The organism is Amycolatopsis sp. NPDC059021 (assembly GCF_042739895.1).
GTDB lineage: Bacteria > Actinomycetota > Actinomycetes > Mycobacteriales > Pseudonocardiaceae > Amycolatopsis.
In genome coordinates this window covers 47,869-70,205 of the sequence record NZ_JBHYIQ010000017.1, presented here as the reverse complement: position 1 = coordinate 70,205, position 22,337 = coordinate 47,869, and the positions used below count along the sequence as shown (strand labels likewise).

16 protein-coding genes are annotated in these 22,337 nt (G+C 70.5%); 4 read left to right on the top strand and 12 right to left on the bottom strand.

Going from position 1 to position 22,337, the window contains the following annotated elements; translation table 11 throughout:
• Positions 1-66: 66 nt before the first annotated feature.
• Positions 67-531, top strand: a complete 465-nt coding sequence (locus ACFWX1_RS13220) for an ASCH domain-containing protein (protein WP_378386885.1) — start codon at positions 67-69, stop codon at positions 529-531.
• Positions 532-625: 94 nt separating this feature from the next.
• On the opposite strand, the gene ACFWX1_RS13215 is transcribed toward ACFWX1_RS13220, so the two are convergent.
• From ACFWX1_RS13215 to ACFWX1_RS13180, 8 genes are all read right to left on the bottom strand, one after another.
• Positions 626-1,417, bottom strand: coding sequence for an ATP-binding cassette domain-containing protein (locus tag ACFWX1_RS13215; RefSeq protein ID WP_378386883.1), 792 nt, complete (start codon positions 1,415-1,417; stop codon positions 626-628).
• A complete protein-coding gene (locus ACFWX1_RS13210; protein WP_378386881.1) occupies positions 1,404-3,299 on the bottom strand; it encodes a dipeptide/oligopeptide/nickel ABC transporter permease/ATP-binding protein in 1,896 nt (631 codons plus the stop codon). The genes ACFWX1_RS13215 and ACFWX1_RS13210 overlap by 14 nt, the downstream gene beginning before the upstream one ends.
• Positions 3,296-4,237: an ABC transporter permease gene (locus ACFWX1_RS13205; RefSeq protein ID WP_378386880.1), complete on the bottom strand. Its 942-nt coding sequence runs from the start codon at positions 4,235-4,237 to the stop codon at positions 3,296-3,298. The genes ACFWX1_RS13210 and ACFWX1_RS13205 overlap by 4 nt, the downstream gene beginning before the upstream one ends.
• Positions 4,225-5,613, bottom strand: a complete 1,389-nt coding sequence (locus tag ACFWX1_RS13200; protein ID WP_378386878.1) for a GH1 family beta-glucosidase — start codon at positions 5,611-5,613, stop codon at positions 4,225-4,227. Before ACFWX1_RS13200 ends, ACFWX1_RS13205 begins: the two co-directional genes overlap by 13 nt.
• Positions 5,614-5,623: 10 nt before the next feature.
• Complete coding sequence (locus ACFWX1_RS13195; RefSeq protein ID WP_378386876.1) at positions 5,624-7,183, bottom strand: ABC transporter substrate-binding protein; 1,560 nt, start codon at positions 7,181-7,183, stop codon at positions 5,624-5,626.
• A 27-nt stretch (positions 7,184-7,210) separates the two neighbouring features.
• Positions 7,211-9,085: a CocE/NonD family hydrolase gene (locus tag ACFWX1_RS13190; RefSeq protein WP_378386875.1), complete on the bottom strand. Its 1,875-nt coding sequence runs from the start codon at positions 9,083-9,085 to the stop codon at positions 7,211-7,213.
• Positions 9,086-9,246: 161 nt separating this feature from the next.
• Positions 9,247-9,882 (bottom strand): TetR/AcrR family transcriptional regulator, encoded by a 636-nt coding sequence (locus ACFWX1_RS13185; RefSeq protein ID WP_378386873.1) that lies wholly within the window; start codon positions 9,880-9,882, stop codon positions 9,247-9,249.
• Positions 9,883-9,994: 112 nt separating this feature from the next.
• Positions 9,995-10,840, bottom strand: coding sequence for a response regulator transcription factor (locus ACFWX1_RS13180; protein WP_378386871.1), 846 nt, complete (start codon positions 10,838-10,840; stop codon positions 9,995-9,997).
• A gap of 396 nt (positions 10,841-11,236) precedes the next feature.
• Between ACFWX1_RS13180 and ACFWX1_RS13175 the strand changes: the two genes are divergently transcribed.
• Positions 11,237-12,268, top strand: a complete 1,032-nt coding sequence (locus tag ACFWX1_RS13175) for an alpha/beta hydrolase (RefSeq protein WP_378386870.1) — start codon at positions 11,237-11,239, stop codon at positions 12,266-12,268.
• Positions 12,269-12,351: 83 nt separating this feature from the next.
• Here the strand turns inward: ACFWX1_RS13175 and ACFWX1_RS13170 are convergent, their stop codons facing one another.
• From ACFWX1_RS13170 to ACFWX1_RS13160, 3 genes are read right to left on the bottom strand one after another with little or no spacing between them, the layout of a single operon-like run.
• Positions 12,352-13,722 carry a diaminobutyrate--2-oxoglutarate transaminase family protein gene (locus tag ACFWX1_RS13170; protein WP_378386868.1) on the bottom strand — a complete coding sequence of 457 codons (1,371 nt, stop codon included), beginning with the start codon at positions 13,720-13,722 and terminating at the stop codon, positions 12,352-12,354.
• Positions 13,719-17,786, bottom strand: coding sequence for a Pls/PosA family non-ribosomal peptide synthetase (locus ACFWX1_RS13165; RefSeq protein ID WP_378386866.1), 4,068 nt, complete (start codon positions 17,784-17,786; stop codon positions 13,719-13,721). The genes ACFWX1_RS13170 and ACFWX1_RS13165 overlap by 4 nt, the downstream gene beginning before the upstream one ends.
• Entirely contained in the window at positions 17,783-19,069 is a 1,287-nt protein-coding gene (locus ACFWX1_RS13160) for an aspartate kinase (protein WP_378386864.1), read from the bottom strand. Before ACFWX1_RS13160 ends, ACFWX1_RS13165 begins: the two co-directional genes overlap by 4 nt.
• A 698-nt stretch (positions 19,070-19,767) precedes the next feature.
• On the opposite strand from ACFWX1_RS13160, the gene ACFWX1_RS13155 reads away from it, so the two are divergent.
• Entirely contained in the window at positions 19,768-20,124 is a 357-nt protein-coding gene (locus tag ACFWX1_RS13155; protein WP_378386862.1) for an ArsC/Spx/MgsR family protein, read from the top strand.
• Between the two features lie 25 nt (positions 20,125-20,149).
• Here the strand turns inward: ACFWX1_RS13155 and ACFWX1_RS13150 are convergent, their stop codons facing one another.
• Positions 20,150-21,001, bottom strand: coding sequence for an SAM-dependent methyltransferase (locus ACFWX1_RS13150; protein ID WP_378386860.1), 852 nt, complete (start codon positions 20,999-21,001; stop codon positions 20,150-20,152).
• A gap of 563 nt (positions 21,002-21,564) precedes the next feature.
• Here ACFWX1_RS13150 and ACFWX1_RS13145 point away from each other — a divergent pair.
• A partial coding sequence (locus ACFWX1_RS13145; protein WP_378386859.1) for a DUF998 domain-containing protein occupies positions 21,565-22,337 on the top strand: 773 nt, incomplete at its 3' end.

The following is a 22,337-nucleotide window of genomic DNA, read 5'->3' as shown; positions in this document are numbered from 1 at the left end:
CTGGCCCCTCGCACCACGTCATGGCCAGGTAGTGTCGACAACTATGTCGACGCGCTGGTCTGGCTCGTGGGCGAGTTGCTGACCGACCCGAAACACTTCTTCCGCTCTTTCACCGTCAAGGAACTTGGCCGCCTCATGACCGAACGCCCCACCGAGCCCGTTGTCCGAGCGCACGAAATGGGCATCTACAAACGCTACTTCGACCTGATCGCGACTGGCCGCAAGACGACGGAGATCAGGGTCAATGACTCCAGCCGCAAGAAAATCAAGGAAGGCTCCTTGATCCGATTCCGCTGTCAGGGCGACCAGGTACTGACGCGCGTCACGCGGGTAGCGAGGTACGACAACTTCGACGAGATGTTCGACCACGAAGCAGCCGTGTCGGTCAACCCGCTCGCGACCCGCGAAGAACAGCTTGCCAATATCCGCCAGATCTACCCGCCGGAACGCGAAGCCCTGGGTGTTGTGGCAATCGGTATCGAACTGGTCGATCCGCCGCGGGCCCCTTCGTCGGCGGCAAGCCCCCGGTAGGGCGTTGTACCGAGGGACGCCCTTGGTGCGTTCAGGGTGACAAGGGCGTCCCTCGGAACGCCCGACGCACCGAAGGCGTCCCTCGGTGCGACTGTCAGGTACCCGCGCCGCCGGAGACCGAGGGGACCGCCGCCAGCAATGCGCGGGTGTAGGGATGGCCGGGGTGCCCGGTGACCCGTTCGATCGGTCCCTGTTCGACGATCCGGCCCCGGAACAGGACCGCCGCCCGGTGCGCCATATGCCGCACGACGTCGATGTCGTGCGAGATGAACAGGTAGCTCAGCCCGAGCCGCCGCTGCAGGTCCAGCAGCAGGTTCAGGATCTGGGCCTGTACCGAGAGGTCGAGCGCGCTGGTCGGCTCGTCGCAGACGATCAGCTCCGGTTCGCCGACGAGCGCGCGGGCGATCGCGACGCGCTGGCGCTGGCCACCGGACAGAGCGGCCGGATAACGCGAAGCGGTCTCCGGCGGCATGCCCACCTGGGTGAGGATGTCCGCGACCCGGGCGTCGGCGGCGCGGCGGCTCATACCGCGGACGACGCGCAGCGGCTCGGCCAGTGTCCGGCCGACGGTCCGGGACGGGTTGAGCGAGCCGTGCGGGTCCTGGAACACGATCTGCACGTGCTGCCCGAGTTCGCGGCGCCGCCGTGCCGACACGTGGGTGATGTCCTTGCCGTGGAACAGGATCCGGCCCGCGGCGGGCCGGGCCAGCCCGACGAGCGCGTGCCCGGTGCTCGACTTGCCCGAGCCCGATTCACCGACCAGGCCGAGGGTTTCCCCGCGCTCGAGATGCAGGTTCACCCCGTCGACCGCGACGACGTCGTGGCCGTGCCCGCCCGGTCTGCGGGGATAGGCGACCCGCAGGCCGAGTACCTCAAGCAGGCTCACAGCTTTCCCTTTCCCAGCACAGCTTTTCGTGGTGGAGGCAGCGGGTGGTATGCCCCGGCCGCGGCTGGAAGACCGGAATCGGGGCGTCCGAACACTCGGGTGTGGACAGCTCACAGCGCGGGGCGAAGGGACAGCCCGGCGGCCGGGCCGAGGGCACGCTCCCGGGAATGGTCGCGAGCCTGCCCCGGGGCACCGCGCGGCTCGGCATCGCGCCGAGCAGGCCCTCGGTGTAGGGATGCCGCGGCCGGTCGAGCAACTCCGCGACGTCGCACGATTCGACGATGTCGCCCGCATACATCACAAAGGCGCGGCGGCACAGCGCCGAGACGACGCCCCAGTCGTGCGTGACGAGCAGGATCGCCATGCCTCGTTCTTTCTGCAGCCCGCGCAACAGATCGAGAACCTCGGCCTGCACGGTGACGTCCAGCGCGGTCGTCGGCTCGTCGGCGATGAGCAGCTTCGGCTGCCCGGACAACGCCATCGCGATCGCGACGCGCTGGGCCATCCCCCCGGAGAGTTCGTGCGGGTAACGCCGTGCCACCTGCTCGGGTTCGGGAAGATTGACGTCGCGCAGCAGGGCGATTGTCCGGGCGCGGACGGCCTGCCGGGTCCCGCCGTGATGCCGCCGCACCAGCTCGCCCAGCTGCTGGCCCACGGTGAACACCGGATCGAGCGCGGCGATCGGGTCCTGCGAGATCATCGCGATCCCGGAGCCCCGCAGCCGCCGCATCGCGCGCGGCCCCGCGGTGGCGAGGTCGGTGCCGTCGAACAGGATGCTGCCCCCGGTGACCGCCCCGTCGGCCGGGAGCAGGTCGAGCACCGCCCGGCAGGTCAGCGTTTTGCCGCAACCCGACTCGCCGATCAGCCCGACGGTCTCGCCCGCGTGGACGTCCAGATCGACGCCGGCGACGACGGTCCGCGCACCGTCGGTGCCCGGCAGCGCGATCGACACCCCGCGCAGGGACAGCAACGCCGAGGAGCCGCCGGTGTGCGGGGCGAGGGTCGGGGTCGGCGCGCGGTGGGCGCGGTGCAGGCGCTCGCCGGGGTGTTCGGAACGGTCCGCCGTCGCGTCGCGGACGGCGTCCCCGAGCAGGCCGAACGCCAGGATCGCCAGCCCGAGCACGACACCGGGCGGCAGCAGCAGCCACGGCTGACGGTCGATCACGGCCGAGGCGTCCGCGATCATGTTGCCCCAGGTCGGATCCGGCGGCTGCGCGCCGAATCCGAGGTAGCTCAGCCCGGCGTCGATGAGCAGCGCGCCGCCTGCCAGCATCGAGATCTGCACGATGATCGGCCCGGCCACCCGCGGCAGGACGTGGTGCGCGACGATATGCCGGTTCGGCAGCCCGTACACGCGGGCCGCGGCGATGTACAGCTCCTGCCGCACGGCGAACGTCGAACCGCGGACCACCCGCGCGAGCCCCGGCGAGAGCAGGATGCCCAGGGTGATCATGGCGACGTCCCGCTGCCCGCCGACCATGGCGAGCACCACGAGGAGCGTGACCAGCACGGGGATCGCGAGCAGCACGTCCACGACCCAGGTGAAGACGCGGTCGAGCCAGCCGTCGAGGAATCCCGCGGCGATCCCGCTGCCGACGCCGGCGACCAGCACGGTGAGCACCACGACGGCCGCGTCGACCAGGCTGATCCGGCCGCCGAACATGATCCGCGTGAGCACGTCACGCCCGAGGCCGTCGGTGCCGAACGGATGCGCCGCGGTCGGCCCGGACAGCACGTGGTCCAGATCCGCGGCGGCCGGATCGTAGGGGGCCAGCAGCGGGGCGAACACCGCGGCGAGCAGCAGGATGGCGAGGTAGGCCAGCGGGACCGCGGCGATCGGGCGGCGCAGCACGGCCCGCCACCGGTGGCCGGGCGCGCTCACCGGGCACGCACCTTGGGGTTGAGCCAGCCGTAGGCGAGGTCCACCACGAGGTTGACCGTCACCACGACCAGGGTGAACACGACGACCACCCCCTGCAGCATGCGGACGTCGTGCTGGGTGGTGGCCTGCACGGCGAGCCCGCCCAGCCCTGGCATCGCGAACACGGCCTCGACGAACACCGTGCCGCTCAGCAGGCTGATGAAGGTGAGCCCGACGAGCGTCACGACCGGGATCGCGGCGTTGCGCAGCGCGTGCCGCACCACGATCGAAAACTCCGGGATCCCGTTGGCGCGCAAGGCGTTCACGAAGTCCCGCGAGAGCGCTTCCAGCATGGCGTCGCGGGTCTGCTTGGCGAACACCGCGATCCCGGGCAGCGCGAGCGTCGCGACCGGCAGGATCAGGCTGCGCGCCCAGCCCGCCGGTGACGAGGCGAGCGAGACGTAGCCGGTGGCGGGCAGGAGCCGGATGGTGACCGCGAACAGCGTGACCATGGTCAGCGCGAACCAGAAGCTCGGAAGCGCGTAGCCGACAAGGGAAAGTACGTCGATCACGCGCCCGATCCGGCCGCCGTGCACCGCGCTGAGCACGCCGAGCGCGACGCCGACGAGTGCGGTCACCAGCGTGGCGCCCACCATGAGCGAGATCGTGACCGGAGCCCGGTGGGCGATCTCGGAGGAGACGTCGAGCCCGGACAGCGGTGACGAACCGAGATCGCCGCGCACCGCGTGGGTCAGCCACTGCCAGTACTGCGTCAGCAGCGGCCGGTCGATCCCGAGCTCGTGCCGCAGCCGTTCGTAGGCCTCCGCGCTGTAATGGTCGCCGAGGAGCGTGCGCGCGACGTCCCCCGGCGCCGCGGCCTGCAACAGGAAGGTGACCAGCGAGACGATGAACACGAGCGCGGCCGAGACGGCGATCCGCCGCGCGATCAGCCGTGACATGGCGGGCCCTCCCCGGTGGACTGCGCCGCGATGAGCCGCCGGTACCACTCGAAGGACGCCTTGGGCGTGCGCTCCAGCGTGGTGAAGTCGACGTGCACGAGGCCGAAGCGGGGACGATAGCCGTGTTCCCATTCCAGATTGTCCAATAAGGACCAGACGTGGTAGCCGCGGACGTCGAGGCCCGCGTCGATCGCGGCCCGCAGCTGGACGAGACAGCCGCGGAGGTACCCGATGCGTTCCTCGTCCCGCACCGCGCCGCCCGCGTCCACCTCGTCGGGCAGCGGCATGCCGTTTTCGGTGATGTGCACCGGTGGCAGATCCGGGTACTGCGCCCGCAGCCAGCGCAGCAGCCCGCCGAAGGCCGCGGGCACGATCGGCCAGCCGAGCATGTTGGCCGCGGTGTCCGGCAACGGCGTCCTGGTGTAGCCGAACGGCTCCGAGGGTGCGGCGGCGACGCGCGCCGGGGCGTACCAGTTGACGCCGAGGAAGTCGAGCGGGGCCGCGATGACGGTGTTGTCGGCCGGATCGCAGCGCACCACGGGGATACCCTCGACGCGGGGATAACGCCCGTGCAGCAACGGATCGAGGAACAACCGGTCCTCATAGGCCTCGGCCCGGCCGGCGGCTTCGACGTCGGCGTAGCGGCCGCTGGCCGGTGTCATCCCGGACAGGTTGAGCGCGATCCCGACCTCCATCCGCCGTCCGCGCCCGGTCAGGCCGCGCAGCCGCTGCGCCGCGAGCCCGTGAGCCAGCAGCAGGTGGTGCGCCATCGCCAGTGCGTGCTGCCGCAGCGGCCCGTCGAGGCGCGACGAGCCGTTCATCGCGGCGTGCACGACCGACAGCGGTTCGTTGATCGTGATCCACCGGTGCACCCGGTCACCGAGCCTGGCCGCGATTCCCTCCGCGTACTCGGCGAAACGTTCGGCGGTGTCCCGGTTCAGCCAGCCGCCGTCGTCCTCCAGCGCCTGGGGATGGTCCCAGTGGTAAAGCGTCAGCATGGGGTCGATGTGCCGCGCCAGCAGGCCGTCGACGAGCCGGTCGTAGAACGCCAGCCCGTGCGGGTTCCACGGGCCCCTGCCGGTGGGCCGCACCCGCGGCCACGACACCGAAAAGCGGTAGCTGGTCACCCCGAGCCGGGCCATGAGCTCGAGGTCCTCGTCGAGCCGGTGATAGTGATCGCACGCGACGTCGCCGGTCGCGCCGTCCGCCAGCCCGCCGGGCCGGTGGCTCAGTACGTCCCATGTGGACGGTCCCTTGCCGTCGGCGTCCCACGCTCCCTCGATCTGGTAGGCCGAGGTCGCCACGCCCCAGCAGAACCCGGGCGGGAACGTGGGCGCGTCCGTCGTTTCCGGTTCGGTGTCCGTTCCGGTGTCCATTTCAGTCCCCTCAGGTCGCGGGATGCCAGGCGGTCACGCTCGGGAACAGCTTCCCCCGCACCGCGTCGATCCCGACCGAATTCCGGTAGTACAGGAACAGCGGGCTCAGGCACACCGGAAGGAACCAGCCCAGTTCCACGACCCGCCGGACGATCCGCCGGTCGAGTTCGGCCCGTACCTCGCCGTCGGCGGCGGCCGCCTGCCGGTCCAGGTCCTCGAGCATCGGATCGCTGCTGTGGAAGGGATTCATCCCGATCGCGTCCTTGAGCCACAGGCCACGCCCCATGAAATACACCGGCAGCGCACCCCAGCCCATGTGCGACGCCGGATACTTGGTGATCTCGGCGTTCGCCGCGGCGGGCTCCTTCGAGGTGATCTGGAGGTTCACCCCGACCTGGTGCAGATTGGCCGCGATGGCCTGCACGATGTCGCCGAAGAAGGCCGGGGTCGATCCGACGATCACCGGCAGGGAGAAACCGTTGGGCAGGCCCGCTTCGGCCAGGAGCTGACGTGCGCGCGCCGGGTCGTAGGTGTAGAAGTTCTTGTCGTTGAAGCCGTCTTCGCCGGGCGCGGCGGGTTGTTCGGTCGGAATGCCGTACTCACCGAGCAGCGCCTTGGTGATCTTCTCGCGATCCACGGCGAAGTTCAGCGCCTGGCGTACCCGGACGTCGGCGAGTGGCGGGCTGAGTGTGCCTGCCCGGTCGTTGAGCTGAAGGCCCATGACGATGTTCGGGCTGGTCACGATCTTCATCCCGGCCGCCTTCGCGCCGTCGGCGATGGCGTAGCTGCCGCCGATGACGTCGACCTGCCCGGTCTTGAGCGCCGCGAGCCCGGTGTTCTCGTTGGGCAGCACCTTGATGGTGATCCGGTCGTAGTTGCGCTCCCGCGCGTTCCAGTAGCGGGGATTCGGCGCGTAGGTGTAGTGGTCGTTCGCGACGGTTTCCCCCGGTACCAGCACGTACGGCCCGGCGCCGAACGTCTGGGTGGCCAGCTCGTCGGGCTTGGCGACCGCGGCGGGGCTGAGCACGTTGCCCACGAAGAAGTCCTGAGTGAACAAGGCGGGCAACTGGGGATGCGGCTGGGAAAGCCCGAGCCGCACGGTGAGCGGCCCGGTGGCCTCCACCTTGTCGACCGCGGCCAGGAACGCCGCGGCCTGCCCGGCACCCTTGCGGAAGTGCCCGATGCTGCCCGCCACGGCCTCGGCGGTGACGGGCGCGCCGTCGCTGAAGGTCACGCCTTCCCGCAGCGTCAACTCGAAACTCTGGTTACCGCTGCCGAGATAGCGCCACGCCGTCGCCAGCCGCGGCTGGTACGAACCGTCCGGCGCCCGGTAGATGAGCGGTTCGTAGGCGGGGTTGAAGTACAAAGTGGACTCGCCACCCGCCTTGGCGGGGTCGAGGCTGGTCGGCGGCCAGTACTGCCCGATCCGCAGGACCCGGGAGGCACCCTGCGGATCGGGGCCGCCACCGCAGGCCGCGCTCGCCGCGAGCGCCAACCCGCCGAGAGCGAGGCCGGTGAACCGGCGGCGGCTGATCATGGGGGAGGGAAAGGCTTCCGGCGCTGTGCGCATGTCGGTGCCCTTTCGTTCGGGGCGGGCTCAGCCGCGCCAGTGCCGGTCGAGGAGGGTTTCCCCGTCGAGGGTGACGCGGCCGGTGGCGTCGACCGAGGAGGACGTCGCGGTCACTCCCACGTCGACGGTGAGATGCGCGCCGGTTTCGGTGTCGATGGTCGCGGTGATGCTGCCGGTGACGGCCGACGCCGCCGGATCGGCGCGGTCGGCGGTGGCCACCAGGGTCTGGGCGATGGCCAGCGCGTGGTCGCGATCGGCGACGTCCTCCGGCCGGACGGCGTTGGAACTGGCCAGCCGCAGGGAAACCCGGTCGTTGAGCAGATCGGTGGTGATCTCCCACGCCGCCTGCTCCGACGGCTCCTGTTCGGACATCGGCGCCGCCGCGGCGGCACCGGCGTCCGGCAGCGGGTAGTCGATCGTCGAGCCGCTGCCGGAGGGGACCACCGGGAGCGAAAGCGTGCGCACCGAAGGGAAGCCGGTGCCGGGCGGGGTTTCCGGCCAGACACGGGGGAAGTCGCCGGGGGCGACGGCCACCCGGAGCCGGTGTCCTGCCGGGATCTCGTAGGTGGTCGGGGTCAGCTCGACCTCGATCCGGTCCGCACCGTCCTTTCCGGACTCCAGGCCCGCGCAGATGAGAGTGGAGCGGCCGGCCGGGTCGACGTCGGTCAGCTTCACCGACACCCGCGGCCACCCGGCCGACACCACGACCCGCGGTTTTCCGCTGACGAGCAACGCTTCGGCCAGCGGTGCCGAGGTGTGGCACAGGCTGCGCGCGTCGTCGTCGTGCTGATCCAGCGGCAGGCCGAACATCCCGGCCGGCGTCGACCACAGGCCGGAAAGGAGGCCGACCGCGGCGTCGGTGTCCGCGGGCTCACTCCGTTGCCAGGTCGCGAGGTCCTCGACGCGGGTGGTGCCGGGTGGCGGCCAGCTGGGAAAACCGAGCCAGCGTGGCCGCGCGCCCTGGACGTAGACGCTGACCGGCGGCGCTTCCGGCCCGGTGTCCTCGCCGAGCAGCCAGCGGTCCCACCAGGACTGGGCGAGGGCGAGGAAGTCGATCGGGGTGAACGGGCACTCCTGCGGCATCACGTGCATCCACGGTCCGGCGACGAGCCGCTTCGGGCCGCTCATCCGCTCGAACGCGCGGATGGTGCCGTCCACGAACAGATCGCGCCACCCGGCGACACACAGCGCGGGGACCTCGATCGCGGCGAGGTCCACTTCGCGCTCGGGCCAGCTGGGCGAACCCGGTCCGTTGCGCCAGAGGTCGAGCAGGTACGGCGGCGCGGTGAACCGGCGGCGCCACCGCGTCTGCTCGGCCGGATCGGCGTAGTCGTCGAGCGGGGGCAGCAGCTGGTTGAACAATGTGCCCAGCGCCCAGGTTCCCAAGGGGGAGAAGGCACCGCGCGAGCCTCCCGGATGGACGAAGTCGCGGCCGGGGTCGGTCGGGCCCTCGACCGCGATGATCGCGCGGAGGCCGGGCGGCCGGTGGCTGGCGGCCCGCATCGCCGTCAGTGCGCCGTAGGAACCGCCCCACATCCCGACGTTTCCGTCGCACCACGGCTGCTGTGCCGCCCATTCGATGGCGGCGAGGGCGTCTTCGGCTTCGCCGGGGTCGAACGGGGGCCGCTGGGTGCCGTCCGAGGAACCGGTACCGCGCAGGTCGAGCAGCAGCGAGGCGTAGCCGCGCGAGGCGAACCACCGCTCGGCGGGGGAGCCGTTCAGCGCGGTGATGTCCCGGCGGTACGGCAGAACCGTGAGCAGCAGGGGCACCGGGCTTTTCCCTTCGGGAAGGAAAAGATCGCCCGAAAGCGTCACGCCGCGCACGCCGGTCGGAATCCGGACGTCGCGCCGCACCGTGACGTCGTACCCCTGGGCAGGTCTGCTCTCCGTGCGCACCGGCATCGTCGCCTCCGCCCTTCGTCCCGCGGGCCTGCTGCCCGGCGGGTACTGGCGCGGGTACTAAATCGAATACTTGAGTACCCACTGGAGTACGTTAAACACACATGCGCGGACGCCGCAAGCCTCGTGTCCGACTTGTGTGGTGCCGGTGATTGATTGCCCGGTTACGGGGCGCCGGTGTGGTTGGTGAGCGCGGCCAGTACGAGATTGCCCAGTTCCGTGTAGGCGTCGCCCATCGCGAGCCCGGTGCGGTCGAGCAGTTCGCCGTGCTGGATGCTGTCGATGAGCAGGCTCACCGCCGCGCCGACGAAATCCGCGTTGACCGCGCGGAACTCCCCGGAGGCGACACCGTCCTGAATGGACTCGCGGACGTGCTGCGCGGCGGCGAGGGAGTTGCGCGCGTAGATCTCCGCGGTCGCCTGGGTGGTCACCATGTCCGCGTAGCATTCGGGCGACATGCGCCGCATTTCCGCGCCGAGCCCGGCCAGATAGGCCGCGATCCGCTGGGACGGATCGGTGATCGGGGCGACTTTTTCGCTCACGCGCGCGGCCGATTCGGTGAAGAAATGACGGACCGCGAGCACGACGAGCTGTTCCTTGCTGGCCGCGACGGCGTAGAGCGTCGACTTGGAACACTGCAGCCTGCTGGCCAGATCGTCCACGGTCAGCCGGGCGAAACCCTCGGCGAGCACGAGGCCTGCCAGCTGCCGGAGCAGTTCCTCACGCCGCGCCGCGGACATGCGACGGGTCCTGGCGGTGTGCACGCCGGGTGGCGTCATCCACGGTGGCTTCACGGTCATGGTTTCGTAGCCTCGCACACTGTCCGCCGAGCCGGTGGACCGAGATCGGAGGCTCGGCCCGGATGGCGCCGTCCAGAATCAGCATGGTACTACTGTACCGCGTTCGGTACCCTCACGGGAGAAGACCAAGGCGCCGTGCGGTGACCACGGCCTCCATCCGGGAATGGGCGAGCAGTTTGCGCATCGCGCTGCGCAGATAGCTTTTCACCGTCTCGACGGTGATCCCGAGATCGGCCGCGGCCTGGGCGTTCGTCCAGCCCAGCGAGACGCAGGCGAGCACGTCCAGCTCGCGTGCCGACAGCCGCGGCCCGCTCGGCCGCGTGGCGGCCGGACCGCCCATTGTGGACAGTTTCGCGCAGATGGCCGCGACCCGGCGGCGCAGCGCGGCGTCCCCGACGTCCTGGGCGAGGATCCGCAGCTCGGCGTAGGCCTGCCGGACGAGCTCCCAGCGCGGGTTCGCCTGCCCCGCGGAGCCGCACCGGTCGAGCCAGGCCAGCCGGTGGACGACCTCGTCCTGGACGGCCAGCCGCTGCTCCAGCTCCCGCGCCGCTTCGAGGACGGACTGGACGACCCGGTCGCCGAGCGCCTCGTCGCTGCGGAGCGCGCCGTAGAGGACCGCGCGGACCTCGCGGGAGACCACCACGGGCGCGGCGATCATGGCACGCAGTCCCTCCGCGGTGATGACGTGGTCGTAGTGGTGGCTGATCCCGTTCGCCCGCACGTAGTCGTTGACCACCACCGGGCGGCGCAGGACGAGGACCTTGCCGCCGAGCCCGCGCCCGCGGTCGAGCGTGACGCCCTTGAGCGCGCCGGTGGTGATCCCCGCGAACTGCGTGAGCCGTACCTGGCCGGCGCCGATCTCACCGCCGAACGCCAGCGGGAGGCCGGTCGCCTCCCGCAGTCCGGCCAGTGTGCGCTGGATCTGCGGCCGGTCGTCGGGCTGTCCGTGCGTTCTCACGCCTGCTCCTCGACTCGTTACGGCATCCCCTCGGCCGGGGGTGGTTCGGTACTCCGCGGCGATGGGACATTCCTAACGATACGCCGATCCACCGACATCGTTCGCGTATCCCGCACACCCGGGAGCCTCAATGACGAGCTCACTGCATCAGCGCCACGACGTCCCTGACCGCGACGACGCGCGAGTGCGTTCCCGAGCTGTCCGAAGTGGACAGTAGGTCCCGGCTCCTGGAAAGCGTTCTCTTCCGCGCCCATCCGTGATGGGCGAATGATCCCCAGTCCCCTTCGCCCGCGTGGCGGCCGCGACGGCGCGGCGCTGTTCGCGCACTCGGGTGAAGGCCGGTTTCCCTTGCGTGGAAACGGTTCGTGTCGATCACCGCGCGCCAAGGAGGCAACGATGCCCAGGCCCTTCGCACCCCGGAAATCCGCTCCCGACCGCAGCGGGGGTGGTCCGTCGGCGATCTCCCGGCGCGGCTTCGTCCTCGGTGCCGCCGCGGGCATGACGGCCCTGGGCCTCGGCGCCGCGGTTGCCCGCGCCGACACCGGTGCGCGCGTCGTGTCCGAGCGCTACGTCGGCGAGCGGCTTCTCGACCTGACCATCTCCTCGCCCGCGCTGGCCGCGACGGTACCGGTCCGCCTCCTGCTGCCCGCGAGCTGGACCCCCGCGCCGAAGAAGACCTGGCCCGTGCTGTACCTCCTGCACGGCTCCGGTGACGACTACACGTCGTGGACGCGCTCGACCGACGTGGAGGAGCTGACCGGGCACAGCGAGATGCTGGTGGTGATGCCGAGCGCTGGACGCGATGGTTTCTACAGCGACTGGCTGAACCACGGCGCGGGCGGCCCGCCCCGCTGGGAGACCTTCCACCTGACCGAACTCCGGGAAATCCTCGAACGCTCCTACGGCGCGGGCACCGTGCGCGCCATCGCGGGCCTGTCGATGGGCGGCTTCGGCGCGATGTCGTACGCGGGCCGTCACCCCGGCATGTTCCGCGCCGCCGCGGCGTACAGCGGGCTGCTGCACACCACCTACCAGAACGCCCGCGGTTCGAGCCTGATCCAGGGTGTGCTGGTGAAGGACGGCTACGACCCCTTCGCGCTGTGGGGCGACCCGATCCTGAACGCCGACGTCTGGGCCGCGCACAACCCGTACATGCTGGCGGACAGGCTCGTCGGCATCCCGCTCTACGTCGCCTGCGGGAACGGCCAGCCGGGCGCACTCGACCCGCCGGGAGCGCCGCCGGACGCGCTCATCGAACCGTTGTGCTGTGAGGAAAGCGCCGCCTTCGCCGACCGCGTCCGCGCGCTGGGCGGCTCGATCACCACCGAACTGTACGGACCGGGCACCCACAACTGGCCGTGGTGGCAGCGCGACCTGCACCACTCCTTCCCGTTGCTGGCCGCCGCCATCGGCGCCGCCGACGGCTGAGCGGCGAGCACGGTCCGTGAAGGCCTCCCGCACCGCGGTCAGGGGACGGGAAGGAGGCCTTCACGGACCTCATGCGGCCCGGGTCAGTCTCCCGGGCGGCAGTGCTCGATCGCGCCGGCCAGGATGAGGCTGGCGCGATCGATGTCTTCGGCGGTCACGGTGAGCGGCGGCATGAGCCGGACGACACCGTCGTCACGGCCGCCGAGCTCGATGATCAGCCCGTTCCGCAGCGCGTGCGCCTGGACGGCACGGGCGTACGTGCTCGCGGGCGTGCCGTCGCCCGGATCCGCCAGCTCGATGCCCCACATCAGCCCGAGCCCGCGTATTTCGCGGACCCACGGGTTGTTGCGCAGCATCGTGAGCCGGTCGGACAGCTGCGCGCCCCGCCGCCGGACGTTGCCGAGGACGTCGTCGCGCCGCACGATGCGGACGGCGGCGGCGCCCGCGGCGAACGCGGCCTGGTTGCCGCGGAAGGTGCCGGAGTGCGCGCCGGGTGCCCAGGTGTCGAGCCGCTCGTCGTAGAAGATCACCGCCACCGGCAGGCCCATGCCGCTCAACGCCTTCGAGGCCACGATGACGTCCGGTTCGATGTCGAAGTGCTCGAACGCGAACCACCGCCCCGTCCGGCCGCAGCCGGTCTGCACCTCGTCGACCACGAGCGGGATGTCCAGTTTCCTGGTCAGTGCGCGGACCCGGCGGACGAACTCGCGGCGGGCCGGGACGATCCCGCCTTCGCCCTGCACCATCTCCAGCACCACCGCGGCGGGCAGCGGCAGCCCGCCGTTGACGTCCTGCAGCGCGCGTTCGAGGTAGGCGACGCAGTTGGTCTCGCAGGTGTTGGGCGAGAGTCCCAGCGGGCACCGGGCGCAGTAGGAGTACGGGAAGAAGTGCACCCCCGGCATCCCGTTCGCGATCGGCCGCTTCTGCGAGACCAGTCCGGTCAGTGCCATCGCGGCATGGCTCGAACCGTGGAACCCGCCCTGGAACGAAACGATGTCACCCCGTCCGGTCGCGGTCTTGCACAGCTTGAGCGCGGCGTCCACCGCGTTCGCCCCGGTCGGCCCGCAGAAGTGCAGCTTCATCCGCTCGCGCATCCCGGCGGGCAGCATGGACAGCTGGGCGTCGATGAACTCGCGCTTGGCCGGGGTCGGGAAGTCCAGGCCGTGCGTGAGCACGCCCAGCTGCGCGGTGGCCGCGCGGACGAGTTCCGGATGGTTGTGGCCGAGCGAAAGCACCCCGGCGCCGGACAGGAAGTCGAGGAACACGTTCCCGTCCATGTCGCGCACGTGGCTCCCGACGGCCTCCGCGATCGCGATGGGCAGGTTCCTCGGATACGCCCTGGCGTTGGACTCCCAGCGCCGCTGGTGCTCGAGGTACTCCGCGGACCGCGGGCCGGGCAGGTCACCCGCGACGTGCGGGACGAGTTCGGGGGGCCGGGTGTGGACCTGGGTCATCGCGGACTCCTCACGAGTGCGGCGGTCTCGGTTTCGGTGGCCAGTTCGGTGGCCGGGTTGCCTCGCCAGCGGGATCCGGGCGGCGGTTCGGCGCCCTTCATCAGGAAGGCGTCGGCGTCGATCACCGTGCCGTCCCCCATGGACACTCCATAGTGGACGAACGCGCCGGTGCCGACGGTGCAGCCGGCGCCGAGCACGATGTGATCGGACTTGAACGTGCCGTCCTCCAGGGAGTGGCACTGGATGACGCTGCCCGCGTTGAGCGAGCAGTCGTCGCCGATGGTGAGCAGGGACTTCTCCGGGATGGCGCAGCCGTCGTCGAAGACCCGGCGGCCGATCCGGACGCCGAGCAGGCGCCAGAGCGGGTTCTTGAACGGTGTGCCGTTGAACAGTGCGAGATAGCGGCCCGCGCTGAGCTTCCAGAACCGCTCGTGCCGCCAGAACCGCCGGTCGTAGATCGAGCAGAACCGGGGCCGCAGCGCCCGGAAGCCGTTCGACGCTCGCTCGGCCAGCACCAGGAAGGACACCGAGAAGAAGAGCGTCAGCACGATCTCCGCGCCGGTGGCGAGCGCGCCGATCCTGCCGTGGAGGCTCCCGGTCCCCACGCCGATCAGGACGACACCGAGGAAGTGCAGCCACTGGACCAGCAGGTAGCACAGCAGCGTGACGGTGTTGTGCCGGAGTTTCGCCGCCAGACCGCGGCGCAGCGCGTCCCCGGTCTTGAGGTGGTCGAAGTCGCTGTCCCGGCTGACCGACCGCGGGATCTCGAAGGCGGGGGAGCCGAGCAGGCCGACGTTCTTCCGCACCGGCCCGTCCAGCGGCACCAGTACCTTGGTCGCCAGCAGGCAGTTCTCGCCGACCCGCGAGTCCGGCGGGTAGACGATGTTGTTGCCGAGGAAGGCGTTCGGTGCCACGGCGGTCCGGCGCAGGCGGAACGACGAACCGGAGAAGTCCGCGTTCATCAGGGAAAGCCCGTCCGAGACCATCGTCCCGGTGCCCACCGTGGACAGGAACGGCGTCTCGTGCTTGACCTCGACGCCGAAGTTCGACCCTGTCTGTTCCACTTCGGACAGGTCGTAGCCCAGCGCGCGCAGGTAGTGCACGATGTAGCTGCTGTCCCCGAACAGGTAGGTGAGCGTGCGCACGTTGGTCAGCCGGGCGATCGTCCGCTGGAACGAGTAGCGCAGCCCGTAGAGCGGATAGACCCGGTCCGGTTTCAGGAACAGGGTGAGCAGCCGGGGCACGGTCAGCACCAGTACGAGGCTGGCGAGCAGCCCGCCGAAGTACAGCACCGCGGAACCGGCGAGCTGCCTGCTCCAGAACGCCCAGCTGCCGAAGTCCGGCCTGCCTGCGGGATAGACGACCTTGACCACCAGGTCGGTACCGGCCAGCAGCAGCGGGATCGTGAACAGCAGCACCGTCAGCAGCTGGCCGGTGCAGAACAGGAAGCGCCGGAACGCGCCGGTCCGCCCGGTGGCCAGTGCCCGGTAGTCCACTGTGGAGGGCTGGGCCGGGGAACCGTGCCACGACTCGCCGTCGGGGACGGCGCGGCCGGAGTGCAGCGAGGACGCGTGACCCAGCTGGGCGTTGTCGCCGATCACGGTGTCGATGTCGAGGACAGAGTGCTCCCCGACGAACGCGTCGTCGCCGATGCTCACCCGGCCCGTCCTGATCCGGCCGCCCTCGACGCGGTAGCCGGTGAAGAAGGTGTCCTTCCGGATCACCGCCCCCGCGCCGACCGTCAGCAGATCGGTGCACACCGGCGGATTGTGCGAAAGGATCACCGCGCCCTTGCCGATCTTCGCGCCGAGCGCCCGCAGGTAGAACGAGTACAGCGGCGATCCGGCGAACATCACGAGCGGGTTGAACCGGGTCAGCGTCTTCACCGTCCAGAAGCGCAGGTACCCCGGACCCCATACGGTGATCTCACCGGGTTTCCAGCGGCCGACGAGCAGCCATTTCGCCAGGATCGGCACCGTGACCATGAACGCGAACCCGGCCAGCCCGAACCCGACGATGCGCAGGTAGATCGCCACCGGCCCCGGCGCGTCGGTGACCCAGTCGAACCCCCGTTCCAGGACGACCCCGGCCGCCGCGGCGTACGCGAGGAACACCAGGAACTGGAAGAGTCCACAGAGGACGTAGCGGACGGTGCCTGCCCGGTACGGCTCGGCGGTGGCCGTCGCCTGGACGGCCGGGGTGACCGGCGGGGCCGCGGGCAGGGCCTCGGCGAGCTCCCGGACCGTGGGATGCAGGTAGACGTCCTTCATCGACGGCGGCGCGAGGCCGTCGATGTCCCGCACCCGGGTGCAGAACTTCGCCAGCAGCAGTGAGTTCGCGCTGTAGTCGTCGAAGAAGTGACCGGTGACCGAAACCTCGTCCAGCCGCAGTACCTCCGCGAGTGCCTGTGCCAGCTGCCGTTCGGTCTCCGTGGCGGGTGCCACGTGGTCGTCCGGCGCCGCGACGGTCCGCCTCCCGGTGGGGGCGGGGAGGTTCTTGCGGTCGGCCTTGTCGCTCGGCGTCATCGGGATGAGGTCGAGCTGTTCGAAGTACGCGGGCACCATGTAGGCGGGCAGCCGCTCCCGCAGCAGCCGCCGGATCTCCTCGGTGTCCACAGTGGACGTGTCGCGGCGGAGGCTGTAGTACGCGACCAGCTCCATCGTGCCCGGTTCCGGCTCGTAGGTGTCCACCACCGCCTGCGCGATGCCGGGCACCCGCAGGAGCACCGACTCGATCTCGGTGAGTTCGATGCGGTAGCCCCGGATCTTCACCTGGGTGTCGGTCCGGCCGTGGTACTCGATCTCGCCGTCGGCGGTGATCCGGCCCAGATCGCCGGTGCGGTAGATCCGGCCCGACGGGTTCCGTTCGATCCCGAGGAAGTCCGGGACGAACGCCCGCTCGGTCAGATCGGGCCGGTTGAGATAGCCGGTGGCCAGCCCGATCCCCGCGATCCCGATCTCGCCCAGCTCACCGGCGGCCAGCGCGCGCGGCTCGTCGGGGTCGAGGATGACCACGGAATAGGTGGGCAGCGGCACGCCGATCGTCACCGGCTGATCGGGCCGGACCACCGCCCAGGTCGCGGTGACGGTCGCCTCGGTCGGGCCGTACACGTTGAGGAAGCGGCGGCCGGGCCGGTGCCAGCGGGCGATGAGATCCTCCGGGCACGCTTCCCCGGAGACCAGCAGGAAACGCAGTCCCGGCAGATCCTCGTCGAGCGTGGCCAGCAGCGTCGGCACACAGCACATCGCGGTGATCTCGTTGTCCCGCAGGAACTCGTGCAGGTCGTAGCCGATGAGCCCGGCGCCGCCGGGTTTCGGCACCAGTGTCGCGCCGGACAGCAGGGGCACCCAGATCTCCTCGACCGAGAAGTCGAAGGCGATCGTCATGCCCTGGTACATCCGGTCCCCGGACTCGATGCCGTAGACCTCCGACGCCACGCGCACGAAGTTGCAGATGCTGCCGTGGTCGATCGGCACGCCCTTGGGTCGTCCGGTCGACCCCGAGGTGTAGATGATGTAACAGAGTTCGTCCGCGGGCTCGCCCTTTTCCGCCCTGCTCAGGCGTCCGCCCGGCCTGACGGCGAGTTGCGGCTCGTCCTCGTCGACGCAGACCAGGTCGACGCTCCCGCGTTCGAACCGGTCCCGCAGCGCCGACAGCGTCAGCACCATCCGCACGCCGGCGTCCCGCGCGATGTAGGCCAGGCGGTCGTCCGGGAAGGCCGTGTCGAGCGGGACGTAGGCGGCGTTGATCTTGAGCACCGCCAGCATCGCTATATAGGTCTGCACCGGCTGGTCGAACAGCAGCCCGATCCGGTCGCCGGCCAGTACCCCTTGGGCGAGCAGGTGACGGCCGAGCCGGTTGGCCCGCTCGTCGAGTTCGGCGAAGGTGAGCCGGACGTCGCCCGCGTCCACCGCCATCGCGGTGGGCAGCCGATCGCACCGTTGCTCGAACAACTGCTCCAGGCGTTCTCCGCTGTGCCAGCGGATTTCCTGGTCGAAACCGCCGCAGGTCAGCACCCGGCCCTCGTCGGCGAGCAGGCCGACGGGTGCTTCGCGCGGGCTCACCGACGGGCCTCTGCGGGCAGGTTCAGGCCGAATGCCTCGTGCAGGGCCCGGACGGCGGTGTCGAGCCGGTCGGCGGGCAGGACCGCGGTGAGCCGGGACGGCGAGGTGGCCAGGGTCGGCACGGTGACGCCGAGTTCCCCCACGACGCGCAGCAGCGCGGAAAGATGGCCGGGGTCGTCGAGAAGACCGGTGCCCACCACGGACACCGCGCCCAGGTCTTCGTCGATTTCCCAGAGTGCCCCCAGTTCTTCGGCGAGTTCGCGGACGGGCCCGGCCAGCGGCGCGGAACCGCGCACGGTGAACCAGAGAACGTCCGGATCGGGCCAGGTGAGTGTGTCCGGTCTCAATCCGCTGGCGGCCAGTCTGGCCAGCACGCGGGCGGTCCCGCCCGCCAGCAGCCCCGGGCCCATGAGCCGCACCTGCCGGACGTCGCGCTCGTGCGCGACGCCGATCACCTCGGGACCGCCTTCGAGCGGTTCCGCCGCTTCGACCGTGGTACCGGGCCCCGGGCGCGAGGAATGCAGTACCCGCACCGAAACCCCGTGCCGCTCCGCCAGTTCCACCGACCGCGGATGCAGGACGCGGGCGCCGTGGTGGGCCAGTTCGGTCATGACGTCGTAGGCGATCGTCGGCACCGGCTGGGTTTCCGGCACGATCCGCGGGTCGGCGGTCCGCACGCCCTGCACGTCGGTGCAGATGTCGCAGGCGGGGCTGCCCAGCGCGGCCGCCAGCGCGACGGCGGTGGTGTCCGAGCCGCCCCGGCCCAGCGTGAGCAGCTCGCCGGTGACGTCACGGCCCTGGAACCCGGCGACCACGACGACCTGCTCGTCCCGCATGCGCTCGACGATCCTGGTCGGATCGATCCGCACGATCGTGCCCGACCCCGGTTCGCCGCCGACGACGATCCCGGCCTGATCCCCGGACAGGGAAACGGCTTTCACCCCGCGTCGGGTGAGCGCCAGCGCCAGCGCCGCGGCCGAAAGCTGTTCCCCGGTCGCCATCATCTGGTCGAGTTCACGGGGATCGGGCTGGTCGGCGAACTGCCCGGCGAGCGCCACCAGTTCGTCGGTGGTGTTCCCCATCGCGGAGACGACCACCACGACGTGCTTGCCGGTCCGGACCAGTTCGGCCACTTCCTGCGCGACCCCGTGCACGAGCTCGGGCGTCGCCAGCGACGAGCCGCCGTACTTGCGCACGACGATCCCCTCGGCAGGCCCGTCCAGCCCGCTCGGCGGCGTGCCTTCCCACGGCCGGCGTTCCGGTACGTCAAAGTAATTCCTCATCCCTCGCACCTTTTTCGTGTAATGAGCGAAACAACTTCCGCCCGAAAGGGCAGGCGGCAGTGAAATAGGCAGGTGTTACTGCAGGCCGCGCGCGCGGGTGCCGGGCTGACGCGCGGTGTGAAAGGACCCGCCGACCGGACCAGGTCAGCAGGTGGTACGGCGACGTGTGCTATTGCCCCATGGCCGTACTCGGCGGCGTTTCAGAGCCGGTGTGGATTTTCCCCCTGATGCCAGGCTATCTGGATACCCCGTGTACAGATGCGCGGCATGCGACCGAGGTCGCAGCGATTGAGCACGGTTTTCAACTCCTCGAAGCGGCGGCGCGGAGTCTTACCGAACGAGTGTCGAAGTTAGTGCATGGATCTTCCGGGAGGTACCCCCGTCCGTGTTGTGAGAATTACAGCCGTCGTTAGGTCGGGAGCGGTAACCAGCCCGTGCAATTACCGCAGTCATGTGCAGTAGGAGTTCTTCGGCGATTCGCCGCGTTAATTCTGCTCTTTCCGCCGGGAAGTGGAGATGAATGGGGCGAGCGGGCGAACGTCCACTGGTGCGCACGACGGAACATCCCCGCGTTCCCGGTAAGTCCACAGTGGACTTTCCGGGTTGTCGGTGAGGTGGTTTAGTCCTGTGGCGCACCTGCGGCGATGTCCGGCCGTCCCGCCCGCCGGGCGCGTGCGGGCATGCGGTAGATGTGGGTGATGGAAATCTGGATCAACCCCGCGTGCTCCAAATGCGCGTCGGCGCTGTCGCTGCTCGACGAAGCGGGCGCGACCTACACCGTGCGCCGTTATCTGGAGGAGCCGCCCACCTCGGCGGAACTCGGTGCGGTGCTCGAGCGTCTCGGCCTCGAACCGTGGGACGTGGCGCGGCTGGGCGAAGAAGTGGCCGGCGAACTGGGCCTGGCCTCGTGGGAGCGCACGGCGGGCACCCGCGGCCGCTGGATCGACGCGCTGGTGGCGCATCCGATCCTGATCCAGCGGCCGATCATCACGGCCGACGACGGGACGGCCGTCGTCGGCCGGTCGGCGGAGGCTGTCCGGTCGGTGCTGCCCTAGCGGTCGTCGCCCACCGGGCGGCGCCTCAGCGTTTGAAGCTGAGCGCGCAGAGGCCGCAGGACTCGGCGGGGTTGCTGGTCAACGCCTCGCTCGCGGCGGACGGCAGCTCGTCGAGATGCCATTCCGGCAGCCATACGACGCCGGGCTCGACCAGGTCGAATCCGTCGAAGAAGCGGCTGAACTCGGCGCGGGTGCGCGAGTGCACGGCGTTGCCCGACCGGTTGTACTGCTCACGCAGCTCGGCCCGCTTGGCGGCGTCGGCCTGCGGCGTGCCGTCCTCGGTGCCGTGTGACGAGAGCAGGTAGGAGCCGGGCGGGAGCGCGTCGCGATACCGGGCGACGAGGTCGTGCGGGCGGTCCTCGGGGCCGATGAAGTGCAGTACGGCGACGAGGATGAGCCCGATCGGCTTGGCCGGGTCGAGCACGCCGGTGTCCAGCGCGCGTTCCCAGACCTCCTCGACTTCACGCAGGTCGCCCTGGACGACGGCGTGTCTTTCCGGGTCGCCGTGCCGCTCCAGCAGCACCCTCGCGTGCGCCACGGCGACCGGCTCGATGTCGACGTACACGCAGCGGCTGCGCGGGTTCACCCGGTCCGCGATCTCGTGCACGTTGCCCACCGTCGGGACCCCGGAGCCCAGGTCGAGGAACTGGTCGACGCCGTTGCGTGCCAGGTAGTGCACGCCCCGGCCGAGGAACTCGCGGTTCGTCCTGGCGAGGATGGGGGCGAGCGGGAAGGTCTCCACCGCCTTGGCCCCGAACTCGCGGTCGATGGCCCAGTTCGCGGTGCCGCCGAGGAGCCAGTCGTAGATGCGGGCGGCGTTCGGCTTGTCGAGGTCGACCCCGTCCGGTATGGGCTGTGTGTCACGCATGGCGGTCATCCTTCCGCTACGGGCCGTCGCGGGGAAGCACTCCCGGTGTGTTTCGCCCGGAAGGTTCCCTCGCGCCGGGCCGGGCGCGTGCCCCGGGTATTCCCGTCCGGCGCCCGGTTTCCGGCGGGGGATCCGGTAGCCGGTGATTTCCGCACCGTTTCCGTGGGCGGGACGGGTGCTTTCGCTGTTCGTATCCGGCCGGTAGCGCTGCGTGGAAACAAGAACCCTTCGCCGTAGGCGGTGCTATCGGGCCGGAAAGGTGGAGTTGTCCGGTTTGCGACATCACAATGTCGGGTGCCCGCCGTGCGGATGGCACTGTCCGGCGGTGTGTTCGGATCGGTGAATTGCCCGAATGTTCCCTTGGGTTTTTCGCGTTAGCCGGTCGTGCCCAGCGGAGCCGTGGGAAAATTACCGTCGCGAAATCGCGCGTATGTTCCCGGTTCGTCTTTTTATGGCCGTCCGTTCTGTTCGTGGGTGATCGGATCCCGATGTCCGAAGCCGGTGTGTGATGAACAATCCCCGGCACCCCGCCCCGGCGGGTGCCGGTATGCCGTCGGCTAGGGTCCCCGCGCATGTCCCCGAGTCCCCCTGCCCCGGTACTCGCGCGGCCGGAACCGCTCGTGCCGGCACCGCACCGCCGGTTCGGCCTGTTCGCCTCCGCCGCGCTGGGCGCGTTCGCGCTCGCCGCCCTGCTGCTCGTGGTCCTGCACGTGGACCGGTACTGGGGGCCGATCGACCCGGTGACCGCGATGTTGTCGGACTACGCGCTGTGCCCAGGGTGGTGGCTGTGGGACGGCTCGCTGATCCTGACCAGCGCGGGCTCGGCCGCGGCGCTGGTGGCGTTGTATCGCGGCCGGGTGCTGCGCGGCCCGTTCGCGGTGTCGGTGATGCTCGTGTGGTGCCTGAGCGTGCTGGTGGTGGCCGCGTTCAGCAAGGACCCGCAGGGCGGCGCGGTCACCCCGGCCGGGAAGGCCCATCTCTACGCCACCGCGGTGAGCTGCGTGAGCCTGCCCGTGGTCGGCTGGCTGCTCGGCAGGCGGCACCGGGCCTGGCTCCCGTGGAGCCGCTTCGCGAGGTGGTCCCGGTGGCTCTCGCTCGCGTCCCTCCCGTTCTATCTGCCCTTCATCGTCCCGTTCGCGGTGAACGTCGTGCTCGGCGGTCATCTCCCGACCGTCGCCACCGGGCTCGTCGAACGGCTGATGGCGGTGCTGGAGCTGGCCTTGCTGGTCGTCCTGGTCCGGTGGGGCCCGCCCCCCCGCCGCCGGGGAGGGCCCCCCGCTCGCCGCGGCCCCCGCGCTACCGCCCCCCCCCACCGCGGGAGTACGCTTGTGGTAGAACGCACAGA

Bases quoted from the DNA above. Each gene is read 5' to 3' on its own strand.
- ACFWX1_RS13205 (WP_378386880.1), bottom strand. From the start codon at position 4,237: ATGTCACGGCTGATCGCGCGGCGGATCGCCGTCTCGGCCGCGCTCGTG.
- ACFWX1_RS13200 (WP_378386878.1), bottom strand. From the start codon at position 5,613: ATGGACACCGGAACGGACACCGAACCGGAAACGACGGACGCGCCCACG.
- ACFWX1_RS13195 (WP_378386876.1), bottom strand. From the start codon at position 7,183: ATGCGCACAGCGCCGGAAGCCTTTCCCTCCCCCATGATCAGCCGCCGC.
- ACFWX1_RS13190 (WP_378386875.1), bottom strand. From the start codon at position 9,085: ATGCCGGTGCGCACGGAGAGCAGACCTGCCCAGGGGTACGACGTCACG.
- ACFWX1_RS13185 (WP_378386873.1), bottom strand. From the start codon at position 9,882: ATGACCGTGAAGCCACCGTGGATGACGCCACCCGGCGTGCACACCGCC.
- ACFWX1_RS13175 (WP_378386870.1), top strand. From the start codon at position 11,237: ATGCCCAGGCCCTTCGCACCCCGGAAATCCGCTCCCGACCGCAGCGGG.
- ACFWX1_RS13170 (WP_378386868.1), bottom strand. From the start codon at position 13,722: ATGACCCAGGTCCACACCCGGCCCCCCGAACTCGTCCCGCACGTCGCG.
- ACFWX1_RS13160 (WP_378386864.1), bottom strand. From the start codon at position 19,069: ATGAGGAATTACTTTGACGTACCGGAACGCCGGCCGTGGGAAGGCACG.
- ACFWX1_RS13155 (WP_378386862.1), top strand. From the start codon at position 19,768: ATGGAAATCTGGATCAACCCCGCGTGCTCCAAATGCGCGTCGGCGCTG.
- ACFWX1_RS13150 (WP_378386860.1), bottom strand. From the start codon at position 21,001: ATGACCGCCATGCGTGACACACAGCCCATACCGGACGGGGTCGACCTC.